Here is a 14358-nt window from a genome sequence, read left to right as displayed (position 1 = left end):
TCCTGCCTGACGCATCCACCTCACGCCTTGAGCATACGGGCTACTCGGCGCAGGGGAAGGATGCGTCGAGCGTCCCGCTTCCGCCTGCGTCCCAGGACACCGAGGAGCGCGAAGGCCAGTGGGCCCGCGAGGCTGGCTCCAGAGGCCGCGCAGCCGCCCGAGCTTCCCGAGCCCTCGTCATCCGGCTGCTGGGGCGTCGTACCCGCGTCGGCCGGCGTGCCCGTACCCGCGTCGGTCGGCGTGCCCGTGCCCGCGTCAGTCGGTGTGCCCGCGTCCGGCGTCTCCGTTCCCGGGGCGGAGGCATCCCCATACGCGCCGATGTGTGCCGGGCTCACCTGGGTGCGCGGCTCACTCGCGGTGTGTTTCACGTACTGCCGGGTGACGGGTTCGCTGCTGGCCTCGGCGGGGAGCGCCACCGCCTGACTCCGCGGGGCGGAGCTGGTGGCCAGGCGGAAGTCCTGTCCGGCGAGGTCGATGAACCCCGGGTCGGCTCCGGTGAGATTGCCTCCCGCATCCACCACGGCGCCGGTGAGCGTGCCGAAGGTGCTCACGTAGCCGGGCTTGTACCAGTTGCCGCCATGCCGGAGCGTGCCCGCCGCGTCCGTGAGGGACAGGGTGTTGCCATGGGCCGCGGCCACCAGCACCACGTTGTTCGTCACGTGCGCCGTCTGGTCCTGGTGCGACAGCCGCAACAACGTGGTCCGGTCCGTCCGGCTGGACACCACGGTGTTGTGGAAGAAGTAGAGCGTGCCCCGGTAGTTGGCCGTGGTGCCAGAGTCGCCACCGAAGTGGACGATTTGCCGGTTGCCCGCACCCTCGGGCTCCAGCAGGACGTTGCCGTAGACGAACGTCCGCGCATACGACGGCGCCGCGCGCAGCGTGCCGCTGGACGAGTCCACCAGGTCGAGCTGCCGGTTGCCGCCCTCAATCCAGTTGTACCGGATGACGCTGCCCGCCGAGCGGTCCTTCAGGTTGTTGCCCTGGCAGCCGGCGCAGAGCGGACCGAAGCGATTGAACTGATAGGTGATGCCCAGGGCCTCGGTGTACGCGTTGTGCTCGAGGATGCTGCCGGAGTTGCCGTTGCCCAGGAGATGGCTGTGCTCGACGGTGACATTCGATGCCTGGTTGGCGATGAACAGGCCGTTGCCACTGTCCTCGAGCACGCAGCCCCGGATGGTGATGTGCTCGCCTTTCTCGATGAAGATGGCGGCGGCGTTGTCCAGGTAGGTGGACGCGCCATTGCGGCCGGTGAAGGCGCCGCGTGCCCGGCGCAGGTGGAGGTTCTCCACCACCAGGTGCGCGGGCATCGTGTCCGCGGGCTGGTTGGAGCCGCCAATCTTCAGGATGCCGCGCTCCTCGCCCCAGTAGTTGAGCTGCGTGCGCGTGGTGGCGTTCTCTCCGACGATGACGGGCAGGTTGCCCTGTGCGTCCTTCACGCCGCGCACGGTGATGGGCGCGGCGGCCGTGCCCCGGCGGCCCAGGACCCACTTCTCCGCGTAGGGCGTGGGCCGCGCGTGGACGAAGACGGTGTCCCCGGGCTCGAGCGACTCCCAGGGCACGTCACCCAGGCGGGTGTACTGCTGGTCGGGGCCCACGCGGTAATCCGCGGCCTGGGCGGCCAGCGGCTGGAGCAGGACGAGAAGGGCGGCTCGCGGGAGGTTCATGTCTCGCAGTCTGACGGCTCCGCCCGGTCCAGGTCCACGTGGGCCTGACGCTCCTCATGGACGTGGGTGAAGTGCACCGGGAAGTTTGTAGGCGGAGCGTCCAGCTCCGGCGCGAGCCCCGCGTGTTTCAGCGATAGCGGCGCCCCTCCGGGCCCTGATAGGGTTTCCCATGGGGCGGCCCTGGGTTTGCTTCCTTCTCACTCCAGAGGTAGCGGATCCGCTCTCCGCCCCGTTTTCTCCTCCCGCTTGGAGTCACCATGGGCGCCCCTTCGCTCGATGTGACGGGCGATACCGCCGCGCTGCTGCTCCGGACCACGGGGCGGGTCTTCCTCCCCTCCGGACTCTCGCCCAGCGGTGACCCGCGGGCGCGGGAGCAGGGCATGGAGGCCTTGGAGGCGGACCTCGCGGGGGTGGGCTACACGCTGGACGGTCCGCTCCGGGCGGCGCTGCTCGCGCTGCCCACCGAGGTCATGGCGGCCTCCGGCCGCTTCGTCTACGACACCTGCGCGGCGGCCCTGGGGGCCAACCGGCCCTTCGTTCCCTTGTTCCGGAACTTCCCCGAGAGCGTGCCGCACGACACCCATCGGCTGTACGTGCAACGGATGCTGGGCTGGTTGTTCCAGTCGCCCGAACAGCCGTGCATCCACTGCGGCGCGCAGGACACGGTGCATGCGCTGTCGCCGTGCGCCCACCTGGTCTGCGAGCGGTGTTACGACGGAAGCGACTACAGCGCGTGTCCCAGTTGTCACAGCCGCTTGTCACCGTCGGAGCCGTTCCTCAAGCCCACGGCGCACAAGGCCGCCGGCAGTGTGTATGGCCAGACCGCCGGTCGGTTGACGCGGCTGTCGCTGGGCATCGACCCGGACGCCACGGCGAGTGAGGTGCTGCGGCGCCTGGTGTCCCGGTCCACGGTGCTGCGTCCGGGCGAAGTGATGTTGCTGAAGCTGCTCGTCTCGTCCTTTGGGGTGCGCATCCTGGGGTGGCTCCCACCGCGCATCCCGGTGAAGGAGACGCTGGCGCACGTCATGGGGCTCCTGCTTCAAGATGCCCACACGGCGGGAGACGTGCTGGCCAGCGCCGCGGCACACGTGAAGACCGCCACGGATGTGCTCCGGGTGCTCGTCGCGTGGGCGGGCGGCAACCCCGACCTCACCGTCAGGATTCCACTGAAGAGCCCTCCGCGTCCGGTGCGGCGCGCCGTCCTGCGGATGCTGGAAGGCTGCTCCGTGCTGAACCTCACCGAGGACCTCCGGCGCCACCCTGGCCTGTGGAAGGCCCAGGCGAAGCTCCTGCATGTCTTCGAGGAGTGGCAGCGCCATCCGAAGGTCGCGCTCGCGTTCGCTGTCTTGCGTGAGACGGTGTTGGCGCCGGAGACACCATTCGGAGCCGCCGTGCTGGGGCTGGCCAGCGAGCATCCGGCGGACTTTGAAAGGCTTGAGGTCGACGGAGGCGTCCGCCTCTCCTTCCGCTCCTGGGCCTCGCACGTCGAGGCGGCGCTGGACGCGTGCGATGTCCGCGGCGCGCTGCGGCTGCTGCGGCAGCGGCCCGGCGAGCTGCTGCGCCGGTTGGATTATGTGAGCCGCCTGTCGGTGGCCCAGTCGGGCTCCGCCGCGCTCGACCCGGAGCTGCTCGCGGCGCTCGAGGCGGTGCTGCCTCGGGGCGCGCCCGCGCTGCTGCTCACCGCCGCGGCGCACCTGCGCCAGCGGCACAAGCCGTTCGCCAGGCGCGTGTTCTTTCCCAAGGGCGAGGCCACCCACGCCTGGGGCATGGAGGACCGGCGCCCCTTGCTCCCCGGTGACGTCATTGGCCAGCTGGTGGCGCCGCTGGAGCGGGAGCTGCTGCGCCGGGCGGAAGCCCTGCCGACCTTCCCTCAAGCGGTGCTCGACGAGGCCCTGGCCGACCTGCTGGTGCCGCTGGCGGAGAAGACGGCCTCCCGGGCGTTGGTGGCGGTTCCTCGTGGAAGCCTGCTGCCGCTGCCGGAAGGGAAGACTTTGCGCTTCTTCGTCCATTGGACGGAGCCCAAGGGGACGCGGGTGGACCTGGACTTGTCGGTGGCCTTCTACGACAAGGATTGGTGGTTGGTGGACCTGTGTGACTTCACCAACCTGCGGCTGGCGGACGACGCCGCGGTGCATTCGGGGGACGTCACGTCCGGGCCGCTGCCGATGGGAGGCGCCGAGTTCCTGGATGTCGATGCCCCGCGACTGCTGGCGCAGGGCGTTCGCTACGCCATCCCGGTGGTGTTCTCCTACAACAGCGTCTCGTTCGACCGCATTCGCGGGCTTCATGGTCCGGGAGGGAGCTGGCGGACCGCACTTCGATGCGCGCGCGGTGGAGCAGCGCTTCGACCTGCAAGGGAGCGGACAGATTTCAGTGCCGCTCGTCATGGACCTCGTCGAGAAGCAGCTCCGGTGGGTGGATGTGAAGGTCCCTCCCGAGGATGGCTTCCAGAGCGTGCGCCGCTCGCGGGGCGAGCTCGCGCACCTTGGCAAGGACACCCTGGCCTATTTCGGCACCGGCGCCCGCCCCACGCTCTGGGAGCTGGCCTGCCTTCACGCCGCCGCGCGCAGCCGCACGGTGCAGGTCCGGCGCCGGGATGGCTCCGTGTCCGTCCTGAAGCGGGCCCCGGGCGAGGACACCGCCGCCTTCCTGCGCAGGCTGCGTGGCATTGAAGCGGATGCCACCACCCACGCCTTCACGCTCGGCACGGCGCCCACGTTCTTCGCGGGGATGACGGACGTCCCGGCGCTCCCTGCCGGCAGCGAGGGTTATGCGCTGCGCTTCCTCCACACGTCCGCGGAGTCCGCTACACGGCTGGCCGCGGGTGACCTGGTGTCCGCGCTGAAGGCCTGACGCGGTCCTGGTGCACCTGGGTGGAAGGGCAGGGCGAGGCCATCGAGTGCCAGGCGGACGGCGCCGGCTACTTCACGATGAGCGAGAGCCCGGTGCCGACCCGGCTGAAGCGCGTCGCCCGGCAGTCGCCGGTGGAGGGAGCCCTGGCCTGGTGCGGCCAGGGCCCCCTGTCCGCGCGTTACTGACAGGCGATGCCAGGCAGCCCGCGGTAGGCGCCTTGCGACGTCCAGCGCGTGAAGGGCGTCCCGCAGGCGCCGCCGTAGGGGTCATCCGTGCCGTAGCCGGGCACCCAGTATTCGAAGTGCAGGTGCGGTCCGGTGGATGCGCCGGACGAGCCCACCTGGGCCACCCAGTAGGCACACGAGAGCGAGGTGTTCCGGGCGAACTGCTGGGTGAACTTCTTCAGGTGCCAGTACAGCGTCTTGGAGCCGTCGCCGTGCCGCATGATCATGTAGTTGGCGGTGTAGAGGCCACAGGCGGCGTAGGGGTTGCTCTGGTTCCAGTAGTTGCAGCGGTCGTAGTAGCCATCCACCGAGGACTCGATGACGCCGCTGGCGGCGTTCATGACCCAGACGCCGTAGTCCATCTTCCCGAACCCACCCGACAGGGCGTAGTCCGTGCCGGTGTGGCCGCTGTAGCGCACGCCGCCGCACGCGTAGTCCCTGCCGCCGTAGTCCTTGTAGGCACTGACGACGCAGCCTCCGTTGCCGCACTGGTCCCCGAGCATCGAGATGGGGAAGCGGAACATCGTCTGGGCCTGAGACGCGGCGGGGAGCGCCAGCAGGGTGAGGGCCAGCGCCAGGGTGAGCTTCCGTGTCAGCGCGCGAATCATCGGGTATCTCCCAGGTCCGGAGCCGCCTGACCCGTGCGTACATTGATTTTCCAGAACGCGCCGCCGCCGGCGTTGTAGCGAAGGACGTCAGGGCCGAGCCATTCCATGTGGTGGCTCGAGACGGGTGGGGGCACGAAGTGGGCGGGGACCCCTTCGAAGAGCATCCAGTTCTCCATGCCGACATTGGTGAGCTGCCGCGGGGCCTCACCCTCCACCGACGTGACGTAGAACGACGCCACGCTGGTCCTGCCGGACACGAAGACCACCGTCTTTCCGTCCGGAGAGATGGAGGGCGTCGCGTCCACGCCAGGCCCGTCCGCCAACACCTTCACGCGGCCGTTCAGGTCGATGATGCCCACGGACGTCTCGTGCGCCTCGTTCCCGCGGGCCTTCAGCGTGGCCACCAGCGCGTCACCCTTCGCTGTCGGGAACAGGTCTCCGCCCACCCCCTGTGCCAGCAGCTTCTCGCGGACGCCGGGGCCGCGCAGGCGCAGATTGCCCTCGCCGTCCAGCAGCGCCACGTTGGGCCCCACCGTGCGCGCCTCGCGGTACTTGAACTCGCGGTCCACGACCTTCACGGCGCCGGTGGTCTCGTCGTACTGGACGATGGCCAGCAGCGGCAGGTCATCCGTGCCCAGGGGCTGCGTTGGGATTTCGGCGACGATGCCCGCGAGCATTCCCGGGCCCTGTCCGAAGAGGTTGATGAACCGGGCCTTGGGGCCGAACTCTCTCTGGACCGCGGGGGCGATGCTCTCGCGGGCCTTGGTGACGCGGCGAAGGTCCGCGGGGTTCATGCGCTCTGTTGCCGTGGCGCTGGTCGCGGCCAGCGTCAGTGTCGCGAGCGCGAGGATTGATTTTTTCATCTCTCACCGAGGAAGGAGGAAACAACGCGGGGGGACACCCCATGGCGTTATCGGGCGCTCCTTGTCTCGGTTTCTTGGAATATTTGTTTTATTGTCTTGTCGTAATATTCCTGTTTCGGGAGGGTCGGTGTCTGGCGGAACATGACTCCGGGCGCACTTTCACAGGAGAGACGGAAAGTGAGATAGTCGTGAAGGCAACCAATGCCTTCAGGGGAGCGACTGACATGCCTTTGTACTACGTGCAGAACTTCACTTACGACGGTCCTGGCAGCTCGAAGATGTATGGCGCCATGGGAGCCCACAACCACGACCAGGCCAATCAGTTCACCAAGGACTGTGTTGCCTACCTGAAGGGCATTGGCTGCACGAACGTGCAGGAGACGGGCAGCTTCGCGAGCAACCAGGCCGAGCCGTTCAAGGGCAAGGAGATGAGCTGGGACGTGCTCCAGAGCAAATGGGTGAAAGCCTAGGCTAGAGGCCCCGGAGCAAGGGCCGGCCGTGGGACAGGCCGGGCCAGGGGATGGCCAGGGCAACGAACAGCATGGCCAGCAGGAGCCCCACCGCCCAGGTGCGGTGTCTGGACCGCGAGGGCGCCTCCCGCCGCGACATCGCCGAGGTGGCGTGCGCGGCCGTGAGGGCCAGGAGCATCAGCAGCGGGTGCTCCAGGCCGAAGAAGCGCAGGTGGCCAACGGACATGCTCATCCGCAGCGCGTCCAGGCTCCGGGGTGTGACGGGGCTGAGCGCGAAGTAGAGCGTCATCCCCAGCAGCATCTGGGTGTCGAAGGCGGAGACGAAGAGGCGCTGGAGCCGCCGGTCACCGGCCGTCCAGTCACGGCCTCTCGCCCAGCCCACCAGCGCCCTCACGAGCGCGAGCACGCCCAGCACCACCACCCCCCAGCGCAGCCAGGAGTGGAGGAGCAACACCCCCGAGTAGAGCATGGTGCCTACCCTTCCTTCTTCGCGGGCATCGCTTCAATCCAGCGCTGGATGAGCGCCCGGCCCTGCTCGTCCACCACGCGGGTGCCCAGCGGCGGCATCTGCATGAAGTCCCCGCGCTGGCTCATGCGGTGGAGCAGCGAGCTGTGCTGGACGTCGCCTGGCGCGACGCGCTGCGAGCGCTTCCCGAACATGCCCGACGTCTGCATGAGCGCCTTCACGTTCACGGACGTGCGCCAGGTGTCCGTCTCCTGCACGGAGCCGAGCTCGCCCGCCTCCAGGCGCAGGTGCAGGCCGGAGCCGCTGCCCAGCGCCATGCGGTTGGCGCTGTGGCACGACACGCCGCAGTTCATGTGCAGGTAGCCCAGGGCGGCCTGCTCCACCGGCGTGCCGGGAATGCGAGGCACCTTCGCGGGTGGGTGGCTCAAGCGCCCTTCCGCCACCAGCTTCGTCAGCGTGAGCCCGCGCGCGCCTTCATGGGCCAGGGCGACGGCCTCGAAGCCGAGCACCTCGTCGCCGCGCCCGCGGTGACAGGACTGGCAGGCCAACTGGCTGGGGATTTCGTAGCCCTCCGTGCCGGGCACGTCCTTCTCGCCGTCGGTCAACTCGAGCGCCGTCTTCCCGTCGTCGCTCCAGCGGTAGGTGGTCCGCAGCCAGCCGCCGTCCGGGCGCTTCCAGAGGAAGCGCGTCTCGATGGGGCGCCCCTTCCAGCGGAACTCCTTCCAGAGCTTCGTGCCCACGGGGAAGCGCCACTCGTCGCTCTTGGACGTGTCCACCTTCGTACCGGGCGGCAGGGAGATGAAGCGCGCCTTGTCCAGGCCGTCGCTCCAGAGCTGGAGGCCGGGCTCGTAGGGGCGCACCTCGGGAGGAATCGCCCGGGCCGCCCACCCCGTGCCGCCATCGCCGTAGAGGCCAGTGCAGGCCAGGTGCTGGAGCTCCTGGCACTGGACGCCGCCGTTGGCTTCCTTCCAGCCCGCCTCGGTGGGCGTCTTGGTACAGCCTCCGGCGGACACCATGATGATGAGCAGCAGCGCACTCGTGCGTGGCGCGGACATCGGACCTCCTGACACCTTCCACCCTACCGGCGGGGGCGCCGCGCTTCGTGCGTCTTGCTGACGCACCCCGCGGCGCTCACTTGGGAACGGGATACTTGGACAGCTTGCGTTGCAGGCTCCGCCGCTGGATGCGCAGCAGCCGGGCGGCCTGGGAGATGTTGCCCCCGCAGTCGGAGAGCACGCGCTGGATGTGCTCCCACTCCGCGCGCGCCAGGGAGGGCACCTCGTGGGTGAGCGCGGCCTCCTGTCCGGAGGGGAGGGTGGCGCCGGCGAAGGCGAGCAGGATGTCGTCCACGTCCGCGGGCTTGGCCAGGTAGTGCGTGGCGCCTCGCCGCACGGCCTCCACCGCCGTCGCGATGCTGCCGTAGCCCGTCAGCACCACGACGGTGATGCTCGCGTCCAGGGCCTTCAGCTCGCGCACCAGCTCCAGGCCGGAGCCGTCGGGCAGGCGCAGGTCGACGACGGCGTAGCCCGGGCGCAACGCCCGCGCGGCCTCGAGCGCCGCTTGCGCGCTGGCCGCGCCGTGGGCCTGGAAGCCGTGCCGCACGAAGGCGCGCACCAGTCGCTCGCGGAAGCGCTCGTCGTCGTCCGTGACGAGCACCGTGGCGGGGGCCTCACCCGGTGGCATCGGACGACTCCTTCCTCAAGGGCAGCTCCAGCGTCACGCGCGTCCCCTGTCCCTCCTCCGAGCTCAGCTCCAGGCGGCCTCCACACAGCTCGGCGTACGTCTGGGTGAGGAACAGGCCCAGCCCCATGCCCTGGCCCGCGGGCTTGGTGGTGAAGAAGGGCTCGCCCAGCCGGGGCAGCAGCGCGCGTGGGATGCCGGTGCCCCGGTCCTCCACGATGAAGCGCAGGCGGTCCACCTCGCGGTGCGCGGACACCACGACGCTCGCCTGGGTGGCCTCGCTGGCATGCAGCCCGTTGCGTACCAGGTTCGTCAGGACCTGCACCAGTCCTCGCACGGGGCACCAGAAGGGCACGTCCGGGCCGGGCTCGAGTTGGAGGCGCGCCTGGTCCGCGGTGCTCAGTTGTTCCCGGAGGCGCGCGAGCACGTCGCTTGGCGTCGTCCGCTCTGGCACTTCGCCCAGCGTCTGTCCGGTGCGGGCGCTCATGCGCTCCAGGATGTCGCGGCAGCGCTCCACCTCGTCCCGGATGAGGCGGGCGTCCTCCAGCGCTTCCTGGGGCGCCTCCAGGATGAGGGTGTCCAATTCATTGGCCGCGATGGCGATGGTGCCCAGCGGCGTGCCCAGCTCGTGCGCCGCGCCGGCCGCGAGCGTGGACAGCGACGCCAGCTTCTCCGCGCGCGCCGCCAGCCGCTGCGTGCGCGCCAGCGCGGCCTGCCGGTCTCTCAGCGCGGCGGCCACGCGGGCGACGACGAAGGCGATGATGAGCGCCGTCAGCGTGAAGGCGACCCACATGCCCACGACGTGGAGTGAGTCCAGGCCGTGGCTGCCCGGCGCGCTCACCGTGTCGGGCAGCGGGACGTGGAAGGCGAAGAGGCTGGTGGAGCCCAGCACCGACAGCAGCGCGATGAGCACCGTCCACCGGGGGCCCAGCACGATGGCCGCCAGCGTCACGTGGACGAGATACAGCATGGCGAACGGGTTGGCCGGGCCACCGGACAGCGCGAGCAGCCCCGTCAGCAACGCGGTGTCGAACGCGAGCACGGCGCCCAGCAGGCCGGGGCGGACCTCGGGCTCGCGGCGGAGCCAGAGCGCGAGGAGCAGGTTGGACACCGCCGTCGTGGCCACCAGGGCCAGCAGCGGCGCCACGGGCAGCGCCAGCCCCAGCACCCGGACGGCGACGCCCACCGTCAGCGCTTGTCCGGCGACGGCGTGCCAGCGCAGGCGGACCAACCACCCGAGCGCGATGTCGCTGGAGGACAGCCGCGCCGCCATGTCCGCGGTGGAGCGCCGGAAGGCGGAGCGCGGCAGGCGCGGGGGCGAGGCCAGGACGTCAGGCGACGGCGCCTCGGCGTGAGTCGGCGCGGTGGACACCCGCACGTCATATCCCGGCGTCGGAGGCGGGGTGTGCGTCAAGTTGACGCATTGCCCTGCCGGGCAGGTGCCCGAGCCTGCCCCTGGAGCGTGCTCCGAAGCTGGGAGATGTCCCGGGCGGGCGGCGCGCCAAACAGCCGGCTGTACTCCCGGCTGAACTGCGAGGGGCTCTCATAGCCCACCGAGTGCCCCGCCGAGGCTGCGTCCAGCGCCTGCCCCAGCATGAGGCGCCGGGCCTCCTGGAGCCGCAGGTGCTTTTGGTACTGGAGCGGGCTCATGGCGGTGATGCGCTTGAAGTGGTGATGGAGCGCCGACGTGCTCATGTGCGCCACGCGCGCGAGCTGCTCGATGCGCAGCGGCTCCGCGTAGTGGTGCTTGAGCCAGGTGATGGCCCGGTTGACGGAGTCGAGCCGCTCTCCGGCCAGGGCGATGTGGCGCAGGCTCGCGCCGTGCTCGCTCGACAGCAGTCGGTAGAGGAGCTCCCGGATGAAGAGGGGCGCCAGGAAGGGGATGTCCCGGGGCGTCTCCAGGAGCCGCACGAGCCGGGTGGCCGCGTCGAGCAGGTCCGGCTCGGCCGGGCTGAGCGACATGCCCGGTCCGGCTGGTGGGGTTCCGGTGGGCTCCAGCGCGGCCTCCAGCATCAAGGCGCCCAGCTGCCCCGGGTCCAGGTCCACGCGGAGGCACAGGTACGGCGCCTCGGGCGTGGCCTCCAGGACCTGGCCCGTGACGGGGAGGTCCACCGACACCACCAGGCACTGCTCCGGGCCGTAGTGAAAGACTTCATTCGCGAGCATGACCTGCTTGCGGCCCTGCGCGACGATGCAGAGCGCAGGTTCATGCAAGGCATGCAGGGGCTCGCTCGGCTGCGCGGCGCGAATCAGGACGACCTGCGCGATGGCGGTCGCGTGGATGCCATCCGCGGGCGTGTGCCTCTGAATCAACCGCGCCAGCGCGGCCGAGTGCTTGGAGGTGGAGGAGGGCGTCATCGGGTGGAGAAGCGTATGCGGCCCGGCCCTCCGGTTCAGCGTCATCCGCCGGTTCGTGCAGGATTGGGCAAGAACCCGGCAGCATCGGAGTACTGCGCCAGCGGCGGGAGCGCGCAGATTGCGGTCATCCACTCCGCAGTCACGAGGCGCATCCACATGTCTGGAATCAAGGGGAAGGTCATCGCCATCACCGGGGCGAGCAGCGGAATCGGGGAGGCGACGGCTCGCCTGCTCGCGAGCAAGGGCGCGCATGTCGTCCTGGGCGCGCGCCGGACGGACCGGCTCGAAGCCCTGGCGTCGGCTCTCCGCGCGGACGGAGGCTCCGCGCGCCACCGGGCGCTGGACGTCACGAAGCGCGCGGACGTCGAGTCCTTCATGGGCTTCGCCCGCGCCGAGCACGGTCGGCTCGACGTCATCATCAACAACGCGGGCGTCATGCCCCTGTCGAAGCTGGAGGCGCTCAAGGTCGAGGAGTGGGACCGCATGATTGACGTCAACATCCGCGGCGTCCTGCATGGCATCGCCGCGGGGCTGCCCATCATGCAGGCGCAGCGCTCCGGTCAGTTCATCAACCTCTCCTCCATCGGCGGCCACTCCGTGGTGCCCACCGGCGCGGTGTACTGCGCGACCAAGTACGCCGTCATCGCCATCTCCGAAGGCCTGCGCCAGGAGGTCGGCGGTGACATCCGCGTCACCGTCATTTCACCGGGCGTGACGACGTCCGAGCTCGCGGACTCCATCTCCGACGCCGGCGCGCGCGAGGGCATGCGCGAGTACCGGCGAATCGCCATCCCACCCGAGGCCATTGCCCGGAGCATCGCCTTCGCCATCGAGCAGCCCGCCGACGTGGACGTGAACGAAATCATCGTCCGTCCCACCGCCAGCCCCAACTGAGCGTGACACCGCGCGGACGGAGCCTGGCGCGGCTCCGTCCCGCTGTGCGTGAAATGCCGAGCCAGCACGCGTTTCCCGTCTGACCGCCTGCCTTGACTTCATCGCGCGGCCGGGTTTCATTGGGTCTGGTTCCGATATTGAGAGTGATTCTCAATAGCGTCCTTGCTCCGAGGAGAACATGGCGGTTTCGACCCTGCTCATCCTGCTGGGCCTCGCTGTGCTCCTGTCGGTAATGGCCCGCGCCCCCCAGAGTGCCCTCACGCGTCACCGGGGGTGGGTGCGCGCCGTGGGCGCCGTGGCATGTCTGGCCGGCGTGGCCGTGAGCGTGAAGGCGCAGGGGTTGAGCGTCGGGCTGACGACGGCCACGGTGGTGGTGATGCTGGCCACGCCGGTGCTCGCGCTGTGTGGGCCGCTGTGGCCGCGCGCCACGCGGTGGGCGGTGCCGCTCAGCGCGGTGGGGCTGGTGCTGGCCTGGGCGGGGACACGCTGATGGCCCAGAAGCATCAACATGGCGCTGCTCGCATCAGCGCCGCGGTGACGGTGGCGCCCGCGGCCGGGGTGCTGGCGACGCTGGCGCTGGTGGCGGTGCTGCCCGCGTCCGTCGATGTCCGATACCTGCTCGCGTTCCTCGTCGCGCTGCCAGCGATGGCCACCGCGGCGTGCCTGGCGCTGCTGGCCCGAAGTGGCGCGCGGGCCTGGGTGGGCTCGGCGGTGGTGGCGGTGGTGTCGTCGGTCGTCCTGGTGCTCACGTGAAGCTGTCTCCCCGTTCGTACACCATCCTCTGGGACGCGCACGCCTGGGCCGGCGTGCTGTCGTCGCTCATCCTCTTCGTGCTGTTCTTCATGGGCTCCTTCGCGCTCTTCGCGGAGGAGCTGGCGCCGTGGCAGGAGCCCACGTTCCGGGCGCCCATCTCGGTGCCGGAGGCGCAGGCCGTCCAGTTGGCCCAGCGGTTGGCGGAGGCGGAGACCGCGGCGAAGCCCGTCTGGTTCGGTATCTCCCTGCCCACCGACAATGAGCCGTGGATGCGGCTGTGGCGCATGACGCCCGAAGGCCCCATCCGCTCCACCTGGTGGGACCCGGTGTCTGGCCAGCAGTTGGGCGAGCGCAGCGACCTGGGCGAGTTCCTCAACGCGATGCACTTCCTGGAGCCGCTGCCCTTCGGCAAGCACCTGGCGGGAATCGCCTCCGGTGTGCTGCTGCTGCTCGTCATCACCGGCGTGCTCATCCAGTTGGGGCGGCTGGTGCGGGAGCTGGTGCAGTTCCGCCCGGAGTCGTCGCGGCGGGCGCTGTGGTCGGACGCGCACAAGGTGATTGGCGTCATCAGCGCGCCCTTCCTGTTCGTCTTCGCCCTCACCGGCGGAGTCCTCTGCCTGTCGGACTGGTACCTGCCCGCGGTGGTGTCGTCCGCGCTCGACGGTGACGCGAAGGCGATGGAGGTGGCCGTGGACTGGCCCGCGCCGCTCGCTCCTTCCGGACAGCCCGGCGGCCCTCCCGACCTGAGCCGGGCGCTGGCGCTGGCCAAGGCGCGCTTCCCGCACTCGGAGCACAGCTGGTTCTTCTTCGACCACCTGGGGGACGCGAACGGCACCGTCCACCTGCCGGGCGAGGCGGAGGGCACGCTGCACGCTTTCACGCACCTGCGCGTGTCGCGCGAGGGTGACGTCCTCTGGTCGCGCGAGACGGGCGGCGGCACGCGCTACACGCAGGTGATGGACCCGCTGTACGGCCTGCACTTCGCGACCTGGGCCAGCTTCCCCGCCAAGGTCCTCTACGCGCTGCTCTCCTGGCTGATGGCGTTCGGCATCCTGGCGGGCAACCTGCTCTGGCTGGAGCGGCGGCGCCTGCAGGGGAAGAGCCGCTTCGACGCCGTGCTCGCGAAGCTGACGGCGGGGGTGTGCGCCGGGCTCACGGTGGCGGTGGCGGTGCTCTTCATCGCGAACCAGCTGGTGCCCGCGGAGCTCGCGGACCGTCCCCGCTGGGAGCACACCGCCTTCTTCGTGGCCTGGGCGCTGGGCGTGGGAGGCGCGTGGGTGGGCGGCTCGCCCGGCGTGTACGCGCGCCGCCTGCTCATCCTCGCCAGCGCGGGGCTCTTCGCCGTGCCCTTCATCGACGCGGTCCGGATGCAGCGGCTCCCCTTCGCCCCGGGCTCCGCGTTCGTGCTCGCGACCGAGGTGGGCCTGTGCCTGCTCGCGGTGCTGCTGGCCGGCGCGGCCCACGCCATCTCCCGCCTTCAGAAGCAGGCCCCGACGCCGATGCCCGCCGCGGTGCCTGCCTGAAA

General features: G+C 70.3%; 16 protein-coding genes. 8 read left to right on the top strand and 8 right to left on the bottom strand.

Annotated features, from left to right (window positions below; translation table 11 throughout):
- Positions 1 to 20: 20 nt before the first annotated feature.
- Complete coding sequence (locus KGD87_RS20265; RefSeq protein ID WP_284661932.1) at positions 21 to 1664, bottom strand: MYXO-CTERM sorting domain-containing protein; 1644 nt, start codon at positions 1662 to 1664, stop codon at positions 21 to 23.
- A gap of 257 nt (positions 1665 to 1921) precedes the next feature.
- Between KGD87_RS20265 and KGD87_RS20260 the strand changes: the two genes are divergently transcribed.
- From KGD87_RS20260 to KGD87_RS20250, 3 genes are read left to right on the top strand one after another with little or no spacing between them, the layout of a single operon-like run.
- Positions 1922 to 4336: an MXAN_6230/SCO0854 family RING domain-containing protein gene (locus KGD87_RS20260; RefSeq protein ID WP_284661930.1), complete on the top strand. Its 2415-nt coding sequence runs from the start codon at positions 1922 to 1924 to the stop codon at positions 4334 to 4336.
- Positions 4269 to 4517, top strand: coding sequence for a hypothetical protein (locus KGD87_RS20255; protein ID WP_284661929.1), 249 nt, complete (start codon positions 4269 to 4271; stop codon positions 4515 to 4517). Before KGD87_RS20260 ends, KGD87_RS20255 begins: the two co-directional genes overlap by 68 nt.
- Before the next feature lie 20 nt (positions 4518 to 4537).
- Positions 4538 to 4702, top strand: coding sequence for a hypothetical protein (locus tag KGD87_RS20250; protein WP_284661927.1), 165 nt, complete (start codon positions 4538 to 4540; stop codon positions 4700 to 4702).
- On the opposite strand, the gene KGD87_RS20245 is transcribed toward KGD87_RS20250, so the two are convergent.
- Positions 4696 to 5349: a M23 family metallopeptidase gene (locus KGD87_RS20245; protein ID WP_284661926.1), complete on the bottom strand. Its 654-nt coding sequence runs from the start codon at positions 5347 to 5349 to the stop codon at positions 4696 to 4698. The genes KGD87_RS20250 and KGD87_RS20245 overlap by 7 nt on opposite strands.
- Complete coding sequence (locus KGD87_RS20240; protein WP_284661925.1) at positions 5346 to 6212, bottom strand: TolB family protein; 867 nt, start codon at positions 6210 to 6212, stop codon at positions 5346 to 5348. The genes KGD87_RS20245 and KGD87_RS20240 overlap by 4 nt, the downstream gene beginning before the upstream one ends.
- Positions 6213 to 6436: 224 nt before the next feature.
- On the opposite strand from KGD87_RS20240, the gene KGD87_RS20235 reads away from it, so the two are divergent.
- Positions 6437 to 6682, top strand: coding sequence for a hypothetical protein (locus KGD87_RS20235; RefSeq protein WP_284661923.1), 246 nt, complete (start codon positions 6437 to 6439; stop codon positions 6680 to 6682).
- A gap of 1 nt (position 6683) precedes the next feature.
- Here KGD87_RS20235 and KGD87_RS20230 read toward each other — a convergent pair whose 3' ends face one another.
- The 5 genes from KGD87_RS20230 to KGD87_RS20210 form a co-directional block, all read right to left on the bottom strand.
- Positions 6684 to 7151, bottom strand: a complete 468-nt coding sequence (locus KGD87_RS20230; RefSeq protein ID WP_284661922.1) for a hypothetical protein — start codon at positions 7149 to 7151, stop codon at positions 6684 to 6686.
- A 5-nt stretch (positions 7152 to 7156) separates the two neighbouring features.
- On the bottom strand, positions 7157 to 8203 hold the full coding sequence (locus KGD87_RS20225; protein WP_284661921.1) for a hypothetical protein: 1047 nt from the start codon (positions 8201 to 8203) through the stop codon (positions 7157 to 7159).
- Between the two features lie 76 nt (positions 8204 to 8279).
- A complete protein-coding gene (locus KGD87_RS20220; RefSeq protein ID WP_284661920.1) occupies positions 8280 to 8831 on the bottom strand; it encodes a response regulator transcription factor in 552 nt (183 codons plus the stop codon).
- Positions 8818 to 10200, bottom strand: a complete 1383-nt coding sequence (locus KGD87_RS20215) for an ATP-binding protein (RefSeq protein ID WP_350102574.1) — start codon at positions 10198 to 10200, stop codon at positions 8818 to 8820. The genes KGD87_RS20220 and KGD87_RS20215 overlap by 14 nt, the downstream gene beginning before the upstream one ends.
- 38 nt (positions 10201 to 10238) lie before the next feature.
- Positions 10239 to 11186 (bottom strand): AraC family transcriptional regulator, encoded by a 948-nt coding sequence (locus KGD87_RS20210; protein WP_284661918.1) that lies wholly within the window; start codon positions 11184 to 11186, stop codon positions 10239 to 10241.
- A gap of 156 nt (positions 11187 to 11342) precedes the next feature.
- On the opposite strand from KGD87_RS20210, the gene KGD87_RS20205 reads away from it, so the two are divergent.
- The 4 genes from KGD87_RS20205 (at position 11343) to KGD87_RS20190 (ending at position 14356) form a co-directional block, all read left to right on the top strand.
- Positions 11343 to 12080 (top strand): SDR family oxidoreductase, encoded by a 738-nt coding sequence (locus tag KGD87_RS20205; protein ID WP_284661917.1) that lies wholly within the window; start codon positions 11343 to 11345, stop codon positions 12078 to 12080.
- Positions 12081 to 12258: 178 nt separating this feature from the next.
- Positions 12259 to 12570 (top strand): hypothetical protein, encoded by a 312-nt coding sequence (locus tag KGD87_RS20200; RefSeq protein WP_284661916.1) that lies wholly within the window; start codon positions 12259 to 12261, stop codon positions 12568 to 12570.
- Positions 12570 to 12833, top strand: a complete 264-nt coding sequence (locus KGD87_RS20195) for a hypothetical protein (RefSeq protein WP_284661915.1) — start codon at positions 12570 to 12572, stop codon at positions 12831 to 12833. The genes KGD87_RS20200 and KGD87_RS20195 overlap by 1 nt, the downstream gene beginning before the upstream one ends.
- A complete protein-coding gene (locus tag KGD87_RS20190) occupies positions 12830 to 14356 on the top strand; it encodes a PepSY-associated TM helix domain-containing protein (RefSeq protein WP_284661914.1) in 1527 nt (508 codons plus the stop codon). Before KGD87_RS20195 ends, KGD87_RS20190 begins: the two co-directional genes overlap by 4 nt.
- The last annotated feature ends 2 nt before the right edge of the window (positions 14357 to 14358 follow it).

The organism is Myxococcus sp. SDU36, from assembly GCF_030168875.1.
GTDB classification, from domain to species: domain Bacteria; phylum Myxococcota; class Myxococcia; order Myxococcales; family Myxococcaceae; genus Myxococcus; species Myxococcus vastator.
This window is presented reverse-complemented; position numbering and strand designations above follow the sequence as displayed.

Excerpts from the sequence above, each read along its gene's own strand:
- KGD87_RS20230 (WP_284661922.1), bottom strand. The coding sequence starts at position 7,151 with ATGCTCTACTCGGGGGTGTTGCTCCTCCACTCCTGGCTGCGCTGGGGG.
- KGD87_RS20260 (WP_284661930.1), top strand. The coding sequence starts at position 1,922 with ATGGGCGCCCCTTCGCTCGATGTGACGGGCGATACCGCCGCGCTGCTG.
- KGD87_RS20195 (WP_284661915.1), top strand. The coding sequence starts at position 12,570 with ATGGCCCAGAAGCATCAACATGGCGCTGCTCGCATCAGCGCCGCGGTG.
- KGD87_RS20205 (WP_284661917.1), top strand. The coding sequence starts at position 11,343 with ATGTCTGGAATCAAGGGGAAGGTCATCGCCATCACCGGGGCGAGCAGC.
- KGD87_RS20235 (WP_284661923.1), top strand. The coding sequence starts at position 6,437 with ATGCCTTTGTACTACGTGCAGAACTTCACTTACGACGGTCCTGGCAGC.
- KGD87_RS20225 (WP_284661921.1), bottom strand. The coding sequence starts at position 8,203 with ATGTCCGCGCCACGCACGAGTGCGCTGCTGCTCATCATCATGGTGTCC.
- KGD87_RS20200 (WP_284661916.1), top strand. The coding sequence starts at position 12,259 with ATGGCGGTTTCGACCCTGCTCATCCTGCTGGGCCTCGCTGTGCTCCTG.
- KGD87_RS20220 (WP_284661920.1), bottom strand. The coding sequence starts at position 8,831 with ATGCCACCGGGTGAGGCCCCCGCCACGGTGCTCGTCACGGACGACGAC.
- KGD87_RS20245 (WP_284661926.1), bottom strand. The coding sequence starts at position 5,349 with ATGATTCGCGCGCTGACACGGAAGCTCACCCTGGCGCTGGCCCTCACC.
- KGD87_RS20240 (WP_284661925.1), bottom strand. The coding sequence starts at position 6,212 with ATGAAAAAATCAATCCTCGCGCTCGCGACACTGACGCTGGCCGCGACC.
- KGD87_RS20265 (WP_284661932.1), bottom strand. The coding sequence starts at position 1,664 with ATGAACCTCCCGCGAGCCGCCCTTCTCGTCCTGCTCCAGCCGCTGGCC.
- KGD87_RS20210 (WP_284661918.1), bottom strand. The coding sequence starts at position 11,186 with ATGACGCCCTCCTCCACCTCCAAGCACTCGGCCGCGCTGGCGCGGTTG.